15 protein-coding genes are annotated in these 16222 nt (G+C 64.5%); 13 read left to right on the plus strand and 2 right to left on the minus strand.

The genetic code is table 11. The annotated features are described in order from the left end of the window. The first annotated feature begins 209 nt into the window (after positions 1 to 209). A complete protein-coding gene (locus AABE10_RS14630) occupies positions 210 to 1757 on the plus strand; it encodes a methyl-accepting chemotaxis protein (RefSeq protein WP_342933992.1) in 1548 nt (515 codons plus the stop codon). A gap of 144 nt (positions 1758 to 1901) precedes the next feature. Then, complete coding sequence (locus AABE10_RS14635; protein WP_342933993.1) at positions 1902 to 3431, plus strand: CHAD domain-containing protein; 1530 nt, start codon at positions 1902 to 1904, stop codon at positions 3429 to 3431. 97 nt (positions 3432 to 3528) lie between these two features. Here AABE10_RS14635 and AABE10_RS14640 read toward each other — a convergent pair whose 3' ends face one another. Together AABE10_RS14640 and AABE10_RS14645 are read right to left on the minus strand one after the other, a co-directional pair. Beyond that, positions 3529 to 3819 carry a hypothetical protein gene (locus AABE10_RS14640; RefSeq protein ID WP_342933994.1) on the minus strand — a complete coding sequence of 97 codons (291 nt, stop codon included), beginning with the start codon at positions 3817 to 3819 and terminating at the stop codon, positions 3529 to 3531. 269 nt (positions 3820 to 4088) lie between these two features. Beyond that, positions 4089 to 4775, minus strand: a complete 687-nt coding sequence (locus AABE10_RS14645; RefSeq protein ID WP_342933995.1) for a hypothetical protein — start codon at positions 4773 to 4775, stop codon at positions 4089 to 4091. Between the two features lie 135 nt (positions 4776 to 4910). Between AABE10_RS14645 and AABE10_RS14650 the strand changes: the two genes are divergently transcribed. The 11 genes from AABE10_RS14650 to AABE10_RS14700 all read left to right on the plus strand — a co-directional run bounded on the left by AABE10_RS14650 (position 4911) and on the right by AABE10_RS14700 (position 16201). Then, positions 4911 to 5351, plus strand: coding sequence for a hypothetical protein (locus AABE10_RS14650; protein WP_342933996.1), 441 nt, complete (start codon positions 4911 to 4913; stop codon positions 5349 to 5351). 304 nt (positions 5352 to 5655) lie between these two features. Further along, on the plus strand, positions 5656 to 6360 hold the full coding sequence (locus tag AABE10_RS14655; protein WP_342933997.1) for a GntR family transcriptional regulator: 705 nt from the start codon (positions 5656 to 5658) through the stop codon (positions 6358 to 6360). A 34-nt stretch (positions 6361 to 6394) separates the two neighbouring features. After that, positions 6395 to 7213: an SDR family oxidoreductase gene (locus tag AABE10_RS14660; RefSeq protein ID WP_342933998.1), complete on the plus strand. Its 819-nt coding sequence runs from the start codon at positions 6395 to 6397 to the stop codon at positions 7211 to 7213. Between the two features lie 23 nt (positions 7214 to 7236). Continuing rightward, positions 7237 to 8169, plus strand: coding sequence for a 3-keto-5-aminohexanoate cleavage protein (locus AABE10_RS14665; RefSeq protein WP_342933999.1), 933 nt, complete (start codon positions 7237 to 7239; stop codon positions 8167 to 8169). A 15-nt stretch (positions 8170 to 8184) separates the two neighbouring features. Beyond that, on the plus strand, positions 8185 to 8970 hold the full coding sequence (locus AABE10_RS14670; RefSeq protein WP_342934000.1) for an N-acyl homoserine lactonase family protein: 786 nt from the start codon (positions 8185 to 8187) through the stop codon (positions 8968 to 8970). A 27-nt stretch (positions 8971 to 8997) separates the two neighbouring features. After that, the gene (locus tag AABE10_RS14675; protein WP_342934001.1) at positions 8998 to 10125 is read left to right on the plus strand and encodes a sugar ABC transporter substrate-binding protein; all 1128 of its coding nucleotides are present in this window, start codon (positions 8998 to 9000) and stop codon (positions 10123 to 10125) included. 25 nt (positions 10126 to 10150) lie between these two features. Continuing rightward, a complete protein-coding gene (locus AABE10_RS14680; RefSeq protein ID WP_342934002.1) occupies positions 10151 to 11689 on the plus strand; it encodes a sugar ABC transporter ATP-binding protein in 1539 nt (512 codons plus the stop codon). Between the two features lie 36 nt (positions 11690 to 11725). Continuing rightward, positions 11726 to 13825, plus strand: a complete 2100-nt coding sequence (locus AABE10_RS14685) for an ABC transporter permease (RefSeq protein WP_342934003.1) — start codon at positions 11726 to 11728, stop codon at positions 13823 to 13825. A gap of 18 nt (positions 13826 to 13843) precedes the next feature. Continuing rightward, a complete protein-coding gene (locus AABE10_RS14690) occupies positions 13844 to 14794 on the plus strand; it encodes a 3-hydroxyacyl-CoA dehydrogenase (RefSeq protein ID WP_342934004.1) in 951 nt (316 codons plus the stop codon). A gap of 70 nt (positions 14795 to 14864) precedes the next feature. Further along, positions 14865 to 15767, plus strand: a complete 903-nt coding sequence (locus AABE10_RS14695) for an SMP-30/gluconolactonase/LRE family protein (RefSeq protein ID WP_342934005.1) — start codon at positions 14865 to 14867, stop codon at positions 15765 to 15767. Positions 15768 to 15982: 215 nt separating this feature from the next. Beyond that, a complete protein-coding gene (locus AABE10_RS14700; protein ID WP_342934006.1) occupies positions 15983 to 16201 on the plus strand; it encodes a hypothetical protein in 219 nt (72 codons plus the stop codon). Positions 16202 to 16222: the final 21 nt, after the last annotated feature.

A 16222-nucleotide genomic window follows, 5' to 3' on the forward strand; every position in this document is an offset into this window, starting at 1 on the left:
GATCGATGCGATCGACCGTCGAGCGCGATGACCTGCGGCAGTCCATCACACGCACTGCATCGGTGCGCAAAGTCATAAAAACTTCATTCAAGTATTCGCGCCTCGCGCCGTAATGAAGGCGCGTTCCTTCAAAAGGATTGTCTTCTCTCCGTGCCTCGCGGCCGCGCTTGCATGCCCCGCGACGCATTGCCATGTAGGCCTCGACTCCAATGCGCAAGTTAAGTATCAAAACCCGCCTTCTTCTTTTGACTGGCGCCGTTACCGTCATTGCCCTTTGCATCGGCGCGGCGGGATTGATGGGTGTGTCGAGGTCGATCGACACGTTGCAGCAGATGTATGAGGGACGTGCACAGGCGTTGCAGACGATTTCGACCATCAACGAGCTCGTCACCGAAACGGTCTTTGCAGTGAGCGACGCGATTCTCGATCCGTCGGCGCAAAAGACGCAGGCGGTCGCGGCAAGCGGTGTCGCTCGCATCGAGCAGGTCGACACGCTGATGAAGCAGTATCTCGCCAACAGCGCATCGGCGGACGCGCGAGAACTCGCGACGAAGTACGCCTCGAACTGGGCGAATCTGCGCGACAAGGGTCTGCGGCCCGCCGTTCAGCAGTTGAGCGCAAACAGCCTCGCCGAGGCGCAATGGGTGCAGACGCAAACCGTCGACCCGTTGTCGCGCGCGTTGAAGCAACAAGGCGCGGAACTGCGCAAGATCGAATTGACGGCCGCTCAATCCGAATACGAGCAGGCGACAAAGGCGGGACACGTCGTCGAATTGCTCGTCATCGGTTTTATCGTGGTCGGTCTGGGCGTCGTCGCGGCGCTGTGCGCGTCGATGTCGAGGAGCCTGTTCCGCGAACTCGGCGGCGAGCCGCAGACGGCGGCGGAAATCGCTAATCGCGTTGCGTCGGGCGATCTCTCCGTCAATGTGCCCGTGAAGCCGGGGGACACGCACAGCGTATTGTTCGCAATGAAGACGATGCGCGAACGTCTGGCCTCGATGATCGGCGAGATCCGCCACTCGACGGATACGATCGCCGAAGCGAGCGCATCCATCGCAAGCGGCACGGGCACGCTTGCGACCAGCGCAGAGGAGCACGCGGCGAGCATCCAGCAGACTTCGGCGAGCATGCAGCAGCTTGCCTCGATGGTCAGAGCCAACGCGGAACATGCGACGCAAGCGCGCACGCTGGCAGGCATCGCGTCGGGCAAGGCCGGCGACGGCGACCGCGCCGCGAAGGACGCCGGCGCGCGCATGCGCGCGCTCTCGGAACAGTCGGGCCGCGTGCGCGACATTACATCGGTGATCGAAGGCATTGCATTCCAGACGAACCTGCTGGCCCTCAACGCCGCTGTCGAAGCCGCGCGCGCAGGCAATCAGGGACGTGGCTTCGCCGTCGTCGCGCAGGAAGTGCGCGCGCTCGCCGAGCGAAGCTCGAAAGCGGCAAAGGAAATCGGCGCGTTGATCAAGGAAATGACAGCCGAGGTGGACCAGAGCGGCGTCGCAGTGCAAGCCGCTGGGGCTACGATCGTCGATTTGCTGGCCGCCGTTCGCGGCGTGGCGGATCTGGTCGACTCGATCGCGGAGGCCTCGCGCGAGCAGAGCAACGGCATCGAACAGGTCAACGCGGCCGTTCTCGTAATGGACCGCGCGACGCAGCAGAACGCCGCTTTCGTGCAGGACGGCGCACAGGCGTCGGGCGACTTGCGCGCGCAGGCGGAATCTTTGCGGTCGGCCGTGCGGGCCTTTCAGCTTTAACCCGAACGCTTCTCTTTGCTGCGCGAGCCCCGGCCGCTGTGCGCTGCCGGGTTTCACGTACATGCATGAAATGCATCCGCGCGTGACCCGCAATCCGGCGGATTCGGTGTAGCCTGATAGTCCCAAGCGCAAATGGGAGCCGGTATGGAACAGGAGCTGAAGCTGCGGGTCCGCATCGAAGATCTCGACACATTGCGTCACGCGTCTTTGTTTGCGCAATCTAAAAACGCAGCCGAGGCTCCCCGGCTGCTGACGAGCACCTATTTCGACACGCCCGAGCTTGCCTTTCACGGATGCGGGGCTTCGCTGCGCGTGCGTGCCGTCGGTGACGAGAGACTTCAGACGTTGAAGCTGGAAGGATCGGCGCAGGCGGGCCTGTTCGACAGGGATGAGTTCGAGATGCCCGTCGATGGCGATACGCCCGATCTCAAGCTGCTGCACGACGCGATACCCGAAGCAAGCGACTGCGGGAAGCTGATCCGCGACGAGTCCACGGCGGCCCAGTTAAAGCCCATCTTTGTCACGCGTATCAATCGAGCGGTTTTTACGCTGCGCTTGCAGTCCGGAGATGAAATCGAAGTTGCACTCGACGAAGGCACCATCGAAGCCGATGCTGGCTCGTTGCCCGTCGCGGCGCTCGAACTGGAGCTGAAGCAGGGGCAGCCGGAGAACCTGTACGGCGTCGCGCTTGAACTGCTCGACACCGTGCCGCTGCGCATCGACCGCTGCAGCAAGGCCGACCTCGGCTACGCGCTGCTGATCGCGGAGCACCGCGCGGCCGTGAAGGCGCAACCCGTGTATCTGCACAAAAGCGATTCTGTGGAGGACACCTTTTGCAGCATCGTGCGCAATTGCCTCGCTCAGGTTCATGCAAACGAACGGGGCGTCGTGTCGGGCCATGATCCGTCGAGTGTTCATCAGATGCGCGTGGGCCTGCGTCGTTTGCGCTCGGCGCTCGATCTGTTTGCGACGGTCATTCCCGCTTATGCCGGTCTCGAAGAAGCGTTGCGCTGGATCGCCTCGGAACTCGGCGCCGCGCGTGACTGGGAGGTGCTCGCGGGATCGACGCTCGAACATGCGGGCACCAGCGGCAATCCCGAGGAGTTGCTGCCCGTACGCGACGCCTGCTTGAAGATCGCCATCGAGAACCGGCAGCGCGCAGCCGACGCCGTCGAGTCGGTTCGCTACACGCGGCTCGCGCTGCAACTCTCGCTATGGTTGAGCCGCAAGGGATGGCGCGACGGAATGTCCGATGAGCAGCGTGAAGCGATCAGCCGCCCTGCGAGGTCGTTCGCCGTGGAGGTGCTGCGTCGCCGGCACCGGAAGCTGATCAAGCGAGGCAAGGGTCTCGCCGATATCGACGATCGCCGTCGTCATCGCGCGCGCATCGCCGCGAAGAAAGTGCGATACGCGACGGAGTTCTTCGCGTCGCTTTGTCCCAGGCATGTCGTGCAACACTACGTCGGCGCATTGGCCCGGCTACAGGACGATCTCGGCTGGCGCAACGATGCCGTCGTCGCCGATCAGCTTCTGAAGTCGCTGTCCCGAACGTCGCCCGAGACGGCTGCGGGCGCGGCCTTTGCGCGGGGCTTTCTAGCGTCACGCGTCGCCGCGGATCACCGGACGCTGAAAAAGCTCTGGAAACGCTTCAGGCGTCTTTCGCCGCCGCATTAGCGCGAGTACGTCGTTAAATGTGTTTGTTGTCAGGTACGGCGAAACGCGGCACACCTGACAAGATGCTTTCCGTCTCTGTTCTACCGCTGTTTCTACCTCACGCGGCTTCCGGCCGAAACGCGTGATGCGGGATGTCGTGGGCAACGATCGGCTCGCGTGTGACCGTGCTTTCGTTCTGGCGATCCGTCGATGCGGAAGAACCTTCCGGCTCCAGCGCGGCGAGGGGGTCCAGAATGCTTGATGCGTGATGCAGACAGACCCATTCCAGATGATCAGGTGTTTGCGGATCGAATTCGCGCATCCAGTTCGTCCCGCAGACGCGGCACTGGTAGTTCTGCACGACAACGGGGCTGCGACCGAGCGGACGCAGCTTTTTCGGCTTGTGCAATGCCCGCAATCCGTCATGTGGCACGGTTGCATCGCTGCACTGCATTTGGTCACAGGCGTCGCAGGACATTTCAGTCGGGCTCCGCGAAAGAGAAGCCAACTATAGCAGCGTAAACGTCCATATGTGCAACCGGTATGAACCGATAAAAACCGCATTAGCAGTGCATAAATAACGGATCGAAGGTCCTGTAAGAACTGTCGTGGCAGGTCGCCGGCTTGCCGACTGGCACGCGGGCGCACATGTCGACGCATCGCCTGCGACCCCCTTCTTCATAGGTGATACGAACATGAGAGCACGATCAGATTTGCGCGATCTGCGATGAGGTCGATGCATCGTATGCGTCGCGTTCGTGTCGTCGTCGGTGACGGGCTGCGCGCCGGTGAATGCGCTACCACGACGCGCGGTTCGACGCGTTCGTCGATCAAGCGCTCAGCGACACGCCGACGGTCGTGCTGCTCACGCTCGACGGTCAGACGATCAGTCAGGAGATCACATTGACGGAGGCGCTCGGCGCCGGCTATCGCGCCGATCCGCCCGTCGAACTGAAGCCGCGCTGAGCGGCACATATCGCGATGACGGGTATTGCCCGAATCGCCGGCATCGGCTCGCCCCTCTGTCATTAGACATTTGATGCCCAAATGCTTGGGGGCACGTTGCCCGCCCGTCTGTACAAAGCCGCGAACGCTGACCGTTGGCGCTTCATTGTGCTTTACCTCGTCATGACTTTCGGTCTGCTGATCGCGGCCGGGCTGTTCCTGCACCAAGCCCGCGTCATCATCAGCGACAGTCTGCTTGACGAAGATGCCGTTGCCGTCCTGAGTCAGGCAAATCGTGTACTTCACGCGTTCGAGTTCCGTTTCGTCGAGCGAAGCGAGGAAGCGGCGCAGCCGGAAGCGTTCGAGGTCGGGCAGTTCCGCGCCTTGCGCGGTCGAAGGGATGGCGGTCTTGGGTCTCAATGTAGTGGTCCTTATGCGGACGGCGGCACGCTGTGCGCAGTCGTTATCGTTAGAAGCGCGCCGACAGCGCGGAACTGGCTGCCGATCCTGTTCAGCACGAGCGCATTGCCGTCCGCGCAGGCAGCGAAAGCGGCGATGATGTTCCCGGTAGGCGGCACGGTCGGCGCGCTTGCGTTGAGCCGTTGCGTGGACCGCTATGGCATCGCGGTGATCTTGCTGCTCGCGTTGCTGGGCCTTCCTGTTTGCGTTTCGCTCGGCATGCCGATGCCCGCGGCCTGGCTGTATGGCGCCGCGTTCATGAGCGGCGTCTGCGTGATCGGCTGCCAGCTCGCTCTTTACGCAGTGGCGGGCATGGTCTATCCGACGATGCTGCGCTCTGCCGGCGTCGGGTCCGCAATCGGAATCGGCAAGCTTGGATCGGTCGCCGGATCGGTGTTGGGCGGCGTGCTGCTCGCGATGCATCTGCCGATCGCGCAACTCTTCATGAACGTGTCGATCGTTTTCGTGTTCATCGCGCTGCTGTCGGTGTGGCTCAGCTGGAACCGTCGGCGCGACGCGCGTGAGTCGCTGGCGTGACGGCTGTTCCGTCCGCTTCCGCGCGGGCTGGTGGTTCAAATGTCGCTAGCCCGCGCGTGCTTGTAGATCGGTTTATCGCACAACCACATAACCACCTTTCCCTCGATGCGCGCTTTATCGCAAAGCGCGGTCATCCAGGCGCGAACCGATGACGCCAAAAGCGAACTGGCCGCCCATCCCTTCAAAACCGTTTGCGTATTAACCCTGGTCAAGCTTGGCTTGACTCATCGATCCTCGCGACGCACACTGTTCTCAACGCAACTGTGATCACAGGTCACAGATCGCAATACAGGAGAACACCTGAATGGCGACACGCTCACCCCGTGGCGAGCTGCCCGAGCTGGAACTCGTCGCGCGCGAGACGATGGCAGGCCGGGTCTACGCGCAGTTGCGCGAGGCGATCATGATCGGCCGGTTCGCGCCCGGACAGCTGCTGAGCCTGCGCAGCGTCGCGGAGGCGGTCGGTTCGTCGACGATGCCCGTGCGCGCCGCGCTCACGCGCTTGCAAGCCGAAGGCGCGTTGATCGACGGGCCGGCGCGCGCGCTGATGGTCCCGCCGATGACGCTCGAACTGCTCGACGAGTTGCGCGACGTGCGCATCGCGCTCGAAGGCTGTGTCGCGAAGCGCGCAGCGTCGCGGATGACGCAGGCGCATCTGTCCGAGCTGCAAGCGATCTACGACGCGATGGACACCAACGTCGAAGCAGGCGATGTCGCCGCCTACCTGCGCAGCAACTTCCAGTTTCACATCGCCATTTACACGCACGGCGCGAGCGACCTCACGCTCGCGACCATCCAGAACCTCTGGTTGCGCATCGGACCGTTTCTCAATCTCGTCGCCCCTGACATTCCGCACATGCGCCGCTCGATGGACGCGCACCGCAAGATCGTCGAAGCGCTGTGGCGCGGCGATGGCGAAGGCGCGCGCGCAGGCATCGCGCAGGACATCGGCGAGGCGGCGGCGGACCTCGCCGAGCGATTGCAGGGCAGGGAAGCGGCCAGCGCCTGACACGCTTCACCGCATCACAACAATGGAGACAAGCATGACGGTTACACAGATGTTGCAACCGCGCGCGGGTTTGCGCGTGCTCGTCACGGGCGGCGCATCGGGTATCGGGCTCGTGATCGCCCGCGCGTTCGCCGAGGCCGGCGCGCGCGTGCATGTATGCGACGCGAGCAGCGACACCATCGATGCGCTCGCAACGGACGAGGCGAATCCTGGCAAAAGCGGCGGCGCGGGCGCGATCACGGCGACGCTCGCCGACGTGTCCAATCGCGATGCCGTCGAACGCGTGTTCGCCGACGTACAGGCGCAACTCGGCGGACTCGACGTGCTGGTGAACAACGCGGGCATCGCCGGGCCGACGGGCGGCGTCGATGAGCTCGATCCGGACGAGTGGGACAACACGATCGACGTGAACCTGAACGCGCAGTTCTACTTCGCGCGCCGCGCGGTGCCGTTGCTGCGCAATGCGCCGGATGGCGGCGCGATCATCGCGTTGTCGTCGGTGGCGGGGCGCCTCGGCTACGCGTATCGCACGCCTTATTCGGCGACCAAATGGGCCATCGTCGGCCTGACGAAAAGTCTCGCGATCGAACTCGGGCCCGCAGGCATACGCGTCAACACGATCCAGCCCGGCATCGTGAAGGGACCGCGCATCGAGCGCGTGATCGCCGCGCGCGCGCAGCAACTCGGCCTCTCATACGACGAGATGGAGAAGCAGTACCTCGAAAAGATTTCATTGCGGCGCATGACGACGCCCGAAGAAGTGGCGGCCACTGCGCTCTTTCTGTGCTCACCTGGCGGCAGCGGCATCTCGGGACAGGCGATCTCCGTGTGCGGCAACGTCGAAGTGCTCTGACGTCATCCAGCGAAGAGGAAAACATGGCAAGCAAACGCAAGGTCATCATCACCTGCGCGCCGACGGGCGCGATTCATACACCGTCGATGTCGCCGTATCTGCCCGTGACGCCGCAACAGATCGGCGACGCCGCGCTCGCAGCCGCAAAAGAAGGCGCGGCGATCCTGCATCTGCACGCACGCGATCCGAACGACGGACGGCCGACGCAGGACCCCGCGGTGTTCCAGCAATTCCTGCCGCGCATCAAGGCCGAAACCGATGCGGTGATCAACATCACGAGCGGCGGCAGTCCGCACATGACAGTCGCCGAACGGCTCAAGCCTGCGCATCACTTCAAGCCCGAAGTCGCATCGCTGAATATGGGTTCGATGAATTTCGGCCTCTATCCGATGCTGGAGCGCTTCAAGGAATTCAAGCACGACTGGGAACGCAAGCATCTGGAGAACAGCCGCGACCTGATCTTCAAGAACACGTTCGCCGATATCGAATACATCCTGACGTCGTGCGGCGCGAACGGCACGCGCTTCGAGTACGAGTGCTACGACATCTCGCATCTGTACAACCTCGCGCATTTCGTCGATCGCGGCCTCGCAAAGCCGCCGTTCTTCGTGCAGAGCGTGTTCGGTCTGCTGGGCGGCATCGGCGCGCATCCTGAAGACCTGATGCACATGCGCCGCACAGCCGATCGCCTGTTCGGCCGCGACTACGTGTGGTCGATTCTCGGCGCGGGCCGCAACCAGATTCCGCTCGGCTCGATGGGCGTCGCGCAGGGTTCGAACGTGCGCGTCGGTCTCGAAGACTCGCTGTGGATCGAGCCGGGCAAGCTCGCCGAATCGAGCGCGGACCAGGTGCGCAAGATCAGGCTGGTGATCGAAGGGCTCTCGCTCGATATCGCGACGCCCGCCGAAGCGCGCGCGATGCTGGGCCTCAAGGGCGCGAGCGAAACCAACTTCTGACGCGCGGAGGCCATCATGAGCAGCGCATCTGCGCCACGTCTGAAGGTCGTGGCGATGCCGACGGGCTGGCTGACGGTCGACCGCTCGTCGCAAGTTTACGGGCGCTATTTCGGGCAGTCGATCCGCGTGCCCGTGTGGTCGACGGCGATCGTCGGCGCGCAGAAGAAGATTGTCGTCGATACGGGCATTCACGATCCGGCGTGGGTCTCGAACTTCGTGTGCCCGTGCGAACAGGCGCCCGAAGAGCGGCTCGAACGCGCGCTGAAGGAGTACGTCGGCTGGAGCGCGGACGACGTCGATATCGTGATCAACACGCATCTGCACTACGACCACTCCGGCGGCAACACGCTCTTTCGCAACGCGAAGTTCGTGATCCAGGCGGCCGAATGGGAATACGCGGGCCATCCGCTGCCGACGCAGGCGACGTACTACCAGGAGTTCCTGATCGGCCGCGAGCCGCTTGCATGGTTTCGCTGGCAGTTCGTCCACGGCATCGCGGATATCGTGCCCGGCGTGCGCGTCGTGCCGACGCCGGGGCATACGCCCGGTCATCAGTCCGTTGCCGTCGATACGGAAGACGGCGTTGTGCTGATCGCGGGCGATTGCGCGAACTGCATGGAGAACATCGTCGATCTGGTGCCCGTCGGCATCGTCCACGAAACGCAGGCGGAATTTGCATCGCTCAGGCGCATTCGCCAGATCGCCGACTTCGTCATCCCCGGACACGATCCCAACGTCGTGCCCGGTTCGGCAGGCATCGTCCTGCCGCGTGAATCACGCTTGCCGCACGTCCAACCCTGAAAAACAAAGACGGTACTGGAGGAAGACATGAAAGCAGTGACCCGCATCATCCGCCGCGCGGGGCAGGCGGCGTTCGCAGCCGTGCTGGCCGGCGGACTCGCTTTTTCCGGCAATGCCGTTGCCGCCGGCAAGTACAAGATCTTTCTGTCGATGAGCTACGTCGGCAACGACTGGCAGACGGAAGCCGCGAACATGGTCAAGGCGATGGCCGAAACGCCGGCGCTGAAGGACAAGGTCGATCTCGAAGTACAAGTGGCGGGCACCGACGCGCAGAAGCAGATCCAGCAGATCAACTCGATGGTGCAGGCGGGCGCGAAGGCGATCGTCATCTATCCGATTTCGCCGACGGCGCTCAACCGCGCGATCCGCAACGCGTGCTCGAAGGGCGTGGTGGTCGCGGCGTATGACGGCGAAGTCACCGAGCCGTGCGCGCACAACGTGACGATCGACCAGAAGCAGGCGGGCACCGTTACGGCCGAATGGCTCGCGAAGACGATCAACGGCAAGGGCAACATCGTGCTGATCAACGGCGTGCCGGGCACGTCGGTCGACCGCGCGCGCACCGAGGCCGCGAAAGCCGTATTCGCGAAGTACCCGGGCATTCACATCGTCGCGGAAGGCACGGGCATGTGGAGCCAGGCCACGGCGCGCACCGAACTGTCGAAGATTCTCGCGACGAACAGCTGGGACAAGATCGACGGCCTGTGGATGCAGGTCGGCTGCTTCACGGCTGCATCGATGCAACTCGAAGCGGGCATCGCCGACGACAAGATCAAGCCGTGCGCGGGCGAATCGTCGAACGGACATCGCGTGCAGATGTTGCCGCCCGGCACGGTGAAAGGCGAAGGCACGTATCGCTCGATCGGCTACCGGTCGATTTCGTACGGCGCGCCGCCGTACTCCGGCGCGATGGCGCTGAAGCTCGCCGTGGCGAAGCTCGACGGCAAGGACTTTCCGCAACGCGTGACGCTCAAGCTGCCGCTCGTCGAAAGCGCGCAGTCGAAGCTGTGCAAGACGGGTTCGATCGACGAGCTGAAGGCGGGCTGCTCCGCGTTTGCGCCGGACAAGGTGCCGCCGGGCTGGTTCGCGGACATCTATTCGGACGAGACGCGCGAGGTCGGTTTCAACGCGGCGCTGAGCGGCAAGCAGGACTGACGCTCGCCGCAACGGAGGTATTCCGATGGCAAGCATGAGCATGCAGGCGAGCGCGGCGGAAGGCGGTCTCGCGATCGATCTCGCCGGCATCGTCAAGCGCTTCGGCGCAACCGTCGCGCTCGACGGCGCATCGTTTCGCGTGAAGCGCGGCACGGTTCACGCGCTGCTCGGCGAGAACGGCGCGGGCAAGTCGACCACCGTCAAGCTGCTGTCCGGCCTGATGCGGCCGGACGCAGGCAGCATGCGCGTAATGGGGCAAGAGGTGTCGATGCACGGCCCGAAGGACGCGCATCGCGCCGGCGTGCAGACCGCGTTCCAGGAGATGACGCTGGTACGCGATCTGACCGTCGCGCAGAACCTGTTGATGGCCTACGAGCCGACGGGCTGGTTCGGCCGCATCAAGCGGCACGACGCGCTGCGCAAGGCGGCCGGGTGGCTGGAGCGGCTGGAGCTCGGCGACATCCGTCCCGGCGCGTACATCCGCGATCTGTCGCTGCCCGTGCGGCAGAAGATCGAGATCGCGAAGGCGATCGCGCGCGAGCCGCAAGTGCTGCTGCTCGACGAGCCGACCTCGGCGCTGTCCGGTCGCGACGTCGCGTGGCTCGCGCGGCGCATCGACGAACTGAAGGCACGCGGCGTGACCTTCGTGTTCATCTCGCACCGGATGCAGGAAGTGCGCGAGTTCTGCGACAGCCTGACCGTGTATCGCAACGGCAAGGATGTCGGCGCGTTCGACGCCGCCGACATCTCCGACGACGAAGTAATCCGGCTCGTGATCGGCCGCTCGATGGACGCGAAGTATCCGCCGAAGGTGACGGCCCCCGCGAAGATCGCGACGCCCGCGATCGAGGCGCGCGGCATTCGCGTCGACGGCATGGTGAACGACTTCGACCTGACGTTGCGCGCGGGCGAGGTGCATGGCATCGCGGCGCTGCAAGGCATGGGGCAGCGCGAACTGTTCGAGGCGCTCTTCGGCGCGACGTATATCGACGCGGGCGAAATTCGAATAGACGGCAAGCCCGTCACGCTCACATCGACCGCCGATTCGCTGAAGGCGGGCGTATCGACGGCGCTGCTGCCCGAGGATCGCAAGACGGAAGGGCTGTTCCTGCGTCTGCCGGGCGGCGAGAACATTTCGCTGCCGATGATCCGCCGCTATACGCGTTTCGGACTGATCGACCGCAAGCGCGAGCAGTCCGCGATCCGTCGCTCGCTCGAACAGATGGAAGTCAACCCGCGCGCGCTGTACAAGCCCTGTCTGTCGTTCTCGGGCGGCAACCAGCAGAAGATCGCGATGGCGAAATGGCTGCTCACGCAAAGCCGCGTGTGGTTGATGTTCGACCCGACGCGCGGCATCGATGTCGGCACCAAGCATCAGATCTTCGTGCTGATGCGCGCGTTCGCGGCTGCGGGCGGCTCGGTGCTGTTCTATTCGACGGACGTGCCCGAGCTCGTCAACGTGTGCGATCGCGTGACGGTGGTCTATCGCGGCCGGCACGCAGGCGAACTCGAAGGCGACGCGCTCACCGAAGAGAACGTGATGCGCAGGATGCTGTCGAGCTGAGACCGGCCTGATCCATCGTTCTACGAGAGGGATTTCATGAACAATGCAATTGCGTCTCACGAAAGCGAGATCGCGCGGCCGGGCGCGCGCGTCGGCTTCGGTGCGCGCATCGATCACCATCGCGGGCTGATCATCGCGATCGGCGCGCTCGCCGCGATGATGATCGCGTGGGTGGCGCTGTCGGCGACACCTGTGGGCCTCTACGACATCGGCTCCGTGATTTCGAGCAGCACGACGCTCGCGCTCGCCGCGGTCGGCCAGACCATCGTCGTGCTGAGCGGCGGCTTCGACCTGTCGGCATCGGCCGTCGTATCGCTCGCGAACGTGCTCGCCGTGCGCTTCGTGCAGGGCACGCCGCTCGAGCAGTGGGCGGGCGTCGCGTTGATACTCGCGATCGGCGGCGGCATTGGCCTTGTGAACGGCGCGCTGATCGCGTGGTTCCGGCTGCAATCGATTGTCGTTACGCTGGCGACGATGTTCATGGTTCAAGGCATGACGCTGCTGATCCAGAACAAGCCGGGCGGCAGCATCGGCGACCAGTTCGCGGGCGCGCTCACGGCCGACCTGATCCCCGACAAGCTGCCGATGTCGGCGGGCGTGCTGATCGCGGCGCTCGCCGTCTGGGCTTTCTTGCGGCGCACGCGGCTCGGCGTGGGCATCTATGCGCTCGGCAGCGAGCCGGACAGCGCGTACGCGAACGGCCTGCCCGTCACGCGCTATCGGATTGCCACCTACGCGATCGCGGGCATGTTCTACGCGGCGGCGGGCCTCTATGTGTCGGCGCAGACGGGCTCCGCCGATCCTCTCGTCGGCAGGCCGCTGCTGCTGTCGATGTTCACGGCCGTCGTGCTCGGCGGCACGCGGCTCGGCGGCGGACGCGGCGGTTGCGTCGGCACGGTGTTCGCCGCGATGACGCTGATGATCACCGTCAACATCCTGCTCGTGCTCAACGTGTCGGCGTTCTTCACGACGATCGCCGAAGCCGTGATCCTGATCCTCGCCGTACTCGGCTCGTCGATCGGCAAGCAGTCCGCGGCGCACGAAAGCGCGCGTTACCTGATGCAATGCGTGAAGGCGCTGCGTACGCACAGCCGCGCGCAAGACGACAGGCGCGCGCGGCGCGTCGATTTCGCCGTCACGGATTTTCGCGCGGTCGAAAACACGGAGCTAACAGGCCGCTTTGTCGCCGACTGGATCGAACGCAATCGCGAATGGGCGCGCTACGTCGTGCCCGCGTATCTGCTGTTCGTCGCGGTGATTGTGTTGACGGGCTTCGTCTACGGTCCAGGCGTGCTGGCGAGCGCGAACTTCTATAGCAGCTTGCTCACGCTGACGCTCTTTCTCGCGATCCTCGGCCTGGGCCAGGGCGCGGTGATCCTGACGGGCGGTCTCGATCTGTCGATGCCGTGGCTCATCACGCTGTCGGGCGTGCTGCTCACGGGCCTCACGCACGGCGTCAACGACGCGGCCTGGTGGGCCGTGCCCGTCGTGCTGGGCGCGGGACTTCTCGTCGGCATCTTCAACGGCGCGGGCGTGGTCGTGCTCGGGTTGCCGCCGATCGTCGTCACGCTCGCGGCGAACGGGTTGCTGCAAGGGCTGACGCTGATCTACTGCAACGGCTCGCCGCAGGGCTGGGCGCCTTCCGCGCTCAGTGCGTTCACGAATGGACGCGTGGGCTGGCTGTCGCTCGCGGCGTGGTGCGTGCCCGTGTTTCTCGCGTTCGCGCTGCTGCTGTTGCATCGCACGGCGTTTGGCCGGCGCGTGTATGCCGTCGGCAATTCGCCCGTCGCGGCGAAGCTGTCGGGCGTGCGCGTCGGGCCGACGCTGATCGCCGTCTACTGTCTGTCGGGCGTGTGCTCGGCGCTCGTCGGCCTGCTGCTCGCGGGCTTCAGCAGCCAGGCGTTTCTTGGCATGGGCGACCCGTACCTGCTGCCGTCGATTGCCGTCGTCGTCGTGGGCGGCGCGCTGATCACGGGCGGACGCGGCCACTATCTCGGCGTGTTCGGCGGCGCGCTGCTGCTGACCGCGCTCGGCACGCTGCTCGCGGGCACGACGGTGCCGCCCGCCGTGCGCGACATCATCAACGGACTCGTCGTGCTGGCCGCTGTCATCACGCTGCGCGACAAGAAAGCCTGATCAATGGGAGAAAGCACAATGACGCAGCGACAGGTTGCAGTGATCGGTTCGGGCCGCATCGGCCGCGCGTGGGCGATCGTCTTTGCGCGCGCGGGTTTTCGCGTGAATCTGCACGACGCAGCGCCCGCGAAGCTGGAAGGGGCCGTGCCCGCGATTCGCGAGAGCGTGCGCGACCTGGCGTCGTTCGGGCTCGTCGATGAGCCGGTGGATCGCATCGTCGAACGGATAGCCGTTTGCGCACAGCTCGCCGACGCGGTGCGCGACGCCGATCTCGTGCAGGAGAACATCGCGGAAGTGGTCGACGACAAGCGCGCGTTGTTCGCAAAGCTGGACCAGATGACGCGCGCCGATGCGCTGCTCGCGAGCTCGACGTCGGGCCTGCCTGCGTCGACGTTCACCGAAGGGCTCGCGAGCCGCGCGCGCTGTCTGGTTGCGCATCCCGTGAATCCGCCGTCGCTCGTGCCGCTGGTCGAGCTGTGCGGCGTGCCGTGGACCGCGCCCGACACGCTCGCGCGCGCCCGCGCGATCTACGAGGAAGCGGGGCAGAAGCCCGTCGTCGTGAACCGCGAGATACCGGGCTTTCTGTTGAACCGTCTGCAAGGCGCGTTGCTCGACGAGGCGTTGAGCCTCTTCGAGCAGGGCTACGCCGATGCGGCGGATCTCGATACGGTGATGCGCGACGGGCTCGGCCTGCGCTGGTCGTTCATGGGCCCGTTCGAGACGATCGATCTGAATGCGCCCGGTGGCGTGACCGATTACGCACAACGCTACGGCGGCACGTATCGCTCGATCGCGGCCACGCGCGTGCCGTTCGAATGGCACGCCGATGTCGTCGCCGCGCTCGACGCGCAGCGTCGCGACGTGCTGCCGCGCGATCAGATCGAGGCGCGCAGCGCATGGCGCGACCGGCGGCTGATGGCGCTGCTTGCGCATCGGCGAGCGCTCGCGGCGAGATCCGACGACGAATGACGCTGTGCAACGTGCGATGCGCGGCGGACGGCATCGCGGATACATCACGCAAACGAAGCGGGAGATGACGATGGTCGAGACAAGCTTGCTGGTCGATGCGAACAATCACCTGGGCGAGGGGCCGCTGTGGGACGTGCGCGAAGAGCGCCTTTACTGGATCGACAGCACGGCGGCGGAAATCTACAGTTGTCGCGCGGATGGCTCCGATGTGAAGCGCTATTTCGTGCCGCGGCATATCGGATCGATGGCGTTGCGCGAGCAGGGCGGCGCCGTCGTCGCGCTCGCGAACGGGCTTCACTTCTATGACTTCGATGCGCAGACCGTCGAGCCGATCGGCGATCCCGAAAGCGACGATCCCGAGACGCGCTTCAACGACGGCAAGGTTGATCGCAAGGGGCGTTTTATCGCGGGCACGATGGCGTACGATTTCGATCGCTTCGACGCCGATCGCGGCCAGCGCCCGACGCGCAGCGGCGGACTATACCGGCTCGACACGAATCGCGCGATCACACGGCTGGACAGCGGCATCAGCTGTTCGAACGGACCCTGCTGGAGCCCCGACAACCGCACGCTCTATTTCACCGACACGTACGAGAAGCAGATGTACGCATACGACTACGACATCGAAACGGGAGGCGTGTCGAATCGCCGTGTGTTCGCATCGGCGCGCAACATGGCGGGCACGTTCGACGGCGCGACCGTCGACGAAGAAGGCTACATCTGGTCGGCGCTCGTATTCGGCGGGCGCATTCTGCGTTTCGCGCCGGACGGCAGACTCGACCGCACGGTGCCGTTCCCCGTGCGCAATCTGACGAGCGTGATGTTCGGCGGGCCGAAGCTCGACGTTCTTTATGTGACGACGATGGGCCGTCCGATGTGGGGCATTCCGCAGAAAGAACGCGACAAGGGCGGCCTCTTCGCGGTCCGTGGACTTGGCGTGCGCGGCCTGCCGGAACCGCGTTTTGCGGGGTAGCTAGCGGCTGACGAAAAATCCATTGTTGTGAGGCGGTGTTGTCTATAGCGGTTCGCCGCGATGACGGATTCAACACGCGATCATTGCCGTGACCTGGCGGCAACACCTGTTGTAACGCTTTTTTGACGGGCGTAGGCTTGCAGTACGTCGGGCGTGAACACGTCGATGCACATAACAAGTACAGCCAATCGGGAACGTTTCAACGGGTAAGGGCGATGAAGAAATCCCACACATTGCCGACGCATAGCGCTGGGCCGATCTGGGGCCTGATTTTCGGGGCCGTGATGGCGGCGATCGCGGCCGCTCTCTGGATGTACGCGCAGACGCACGCCAATTCGAGCCGTCTGGACGAATCGCTGGCCGTGGGCGCTGCCCTTGTCGGCGTATTTGTCGCTGTGTGCGCTGCCCGGGAAATCCGTCATCACAAGCATTGAAGAATACCGGACGACGTTCTC

Origin of the sequence: Paraburkholderia diazotrophica (genome assembly GCF_038900755.1) — a bacterium.
GTDB classification, from domain to species: Bacteria; Pseudomonadota; Gammaproteobacteria; order Burkholderiales; family Burkholderiaceae; genus Paraburkholderia; species Paraburkholderia diazotrophica_A.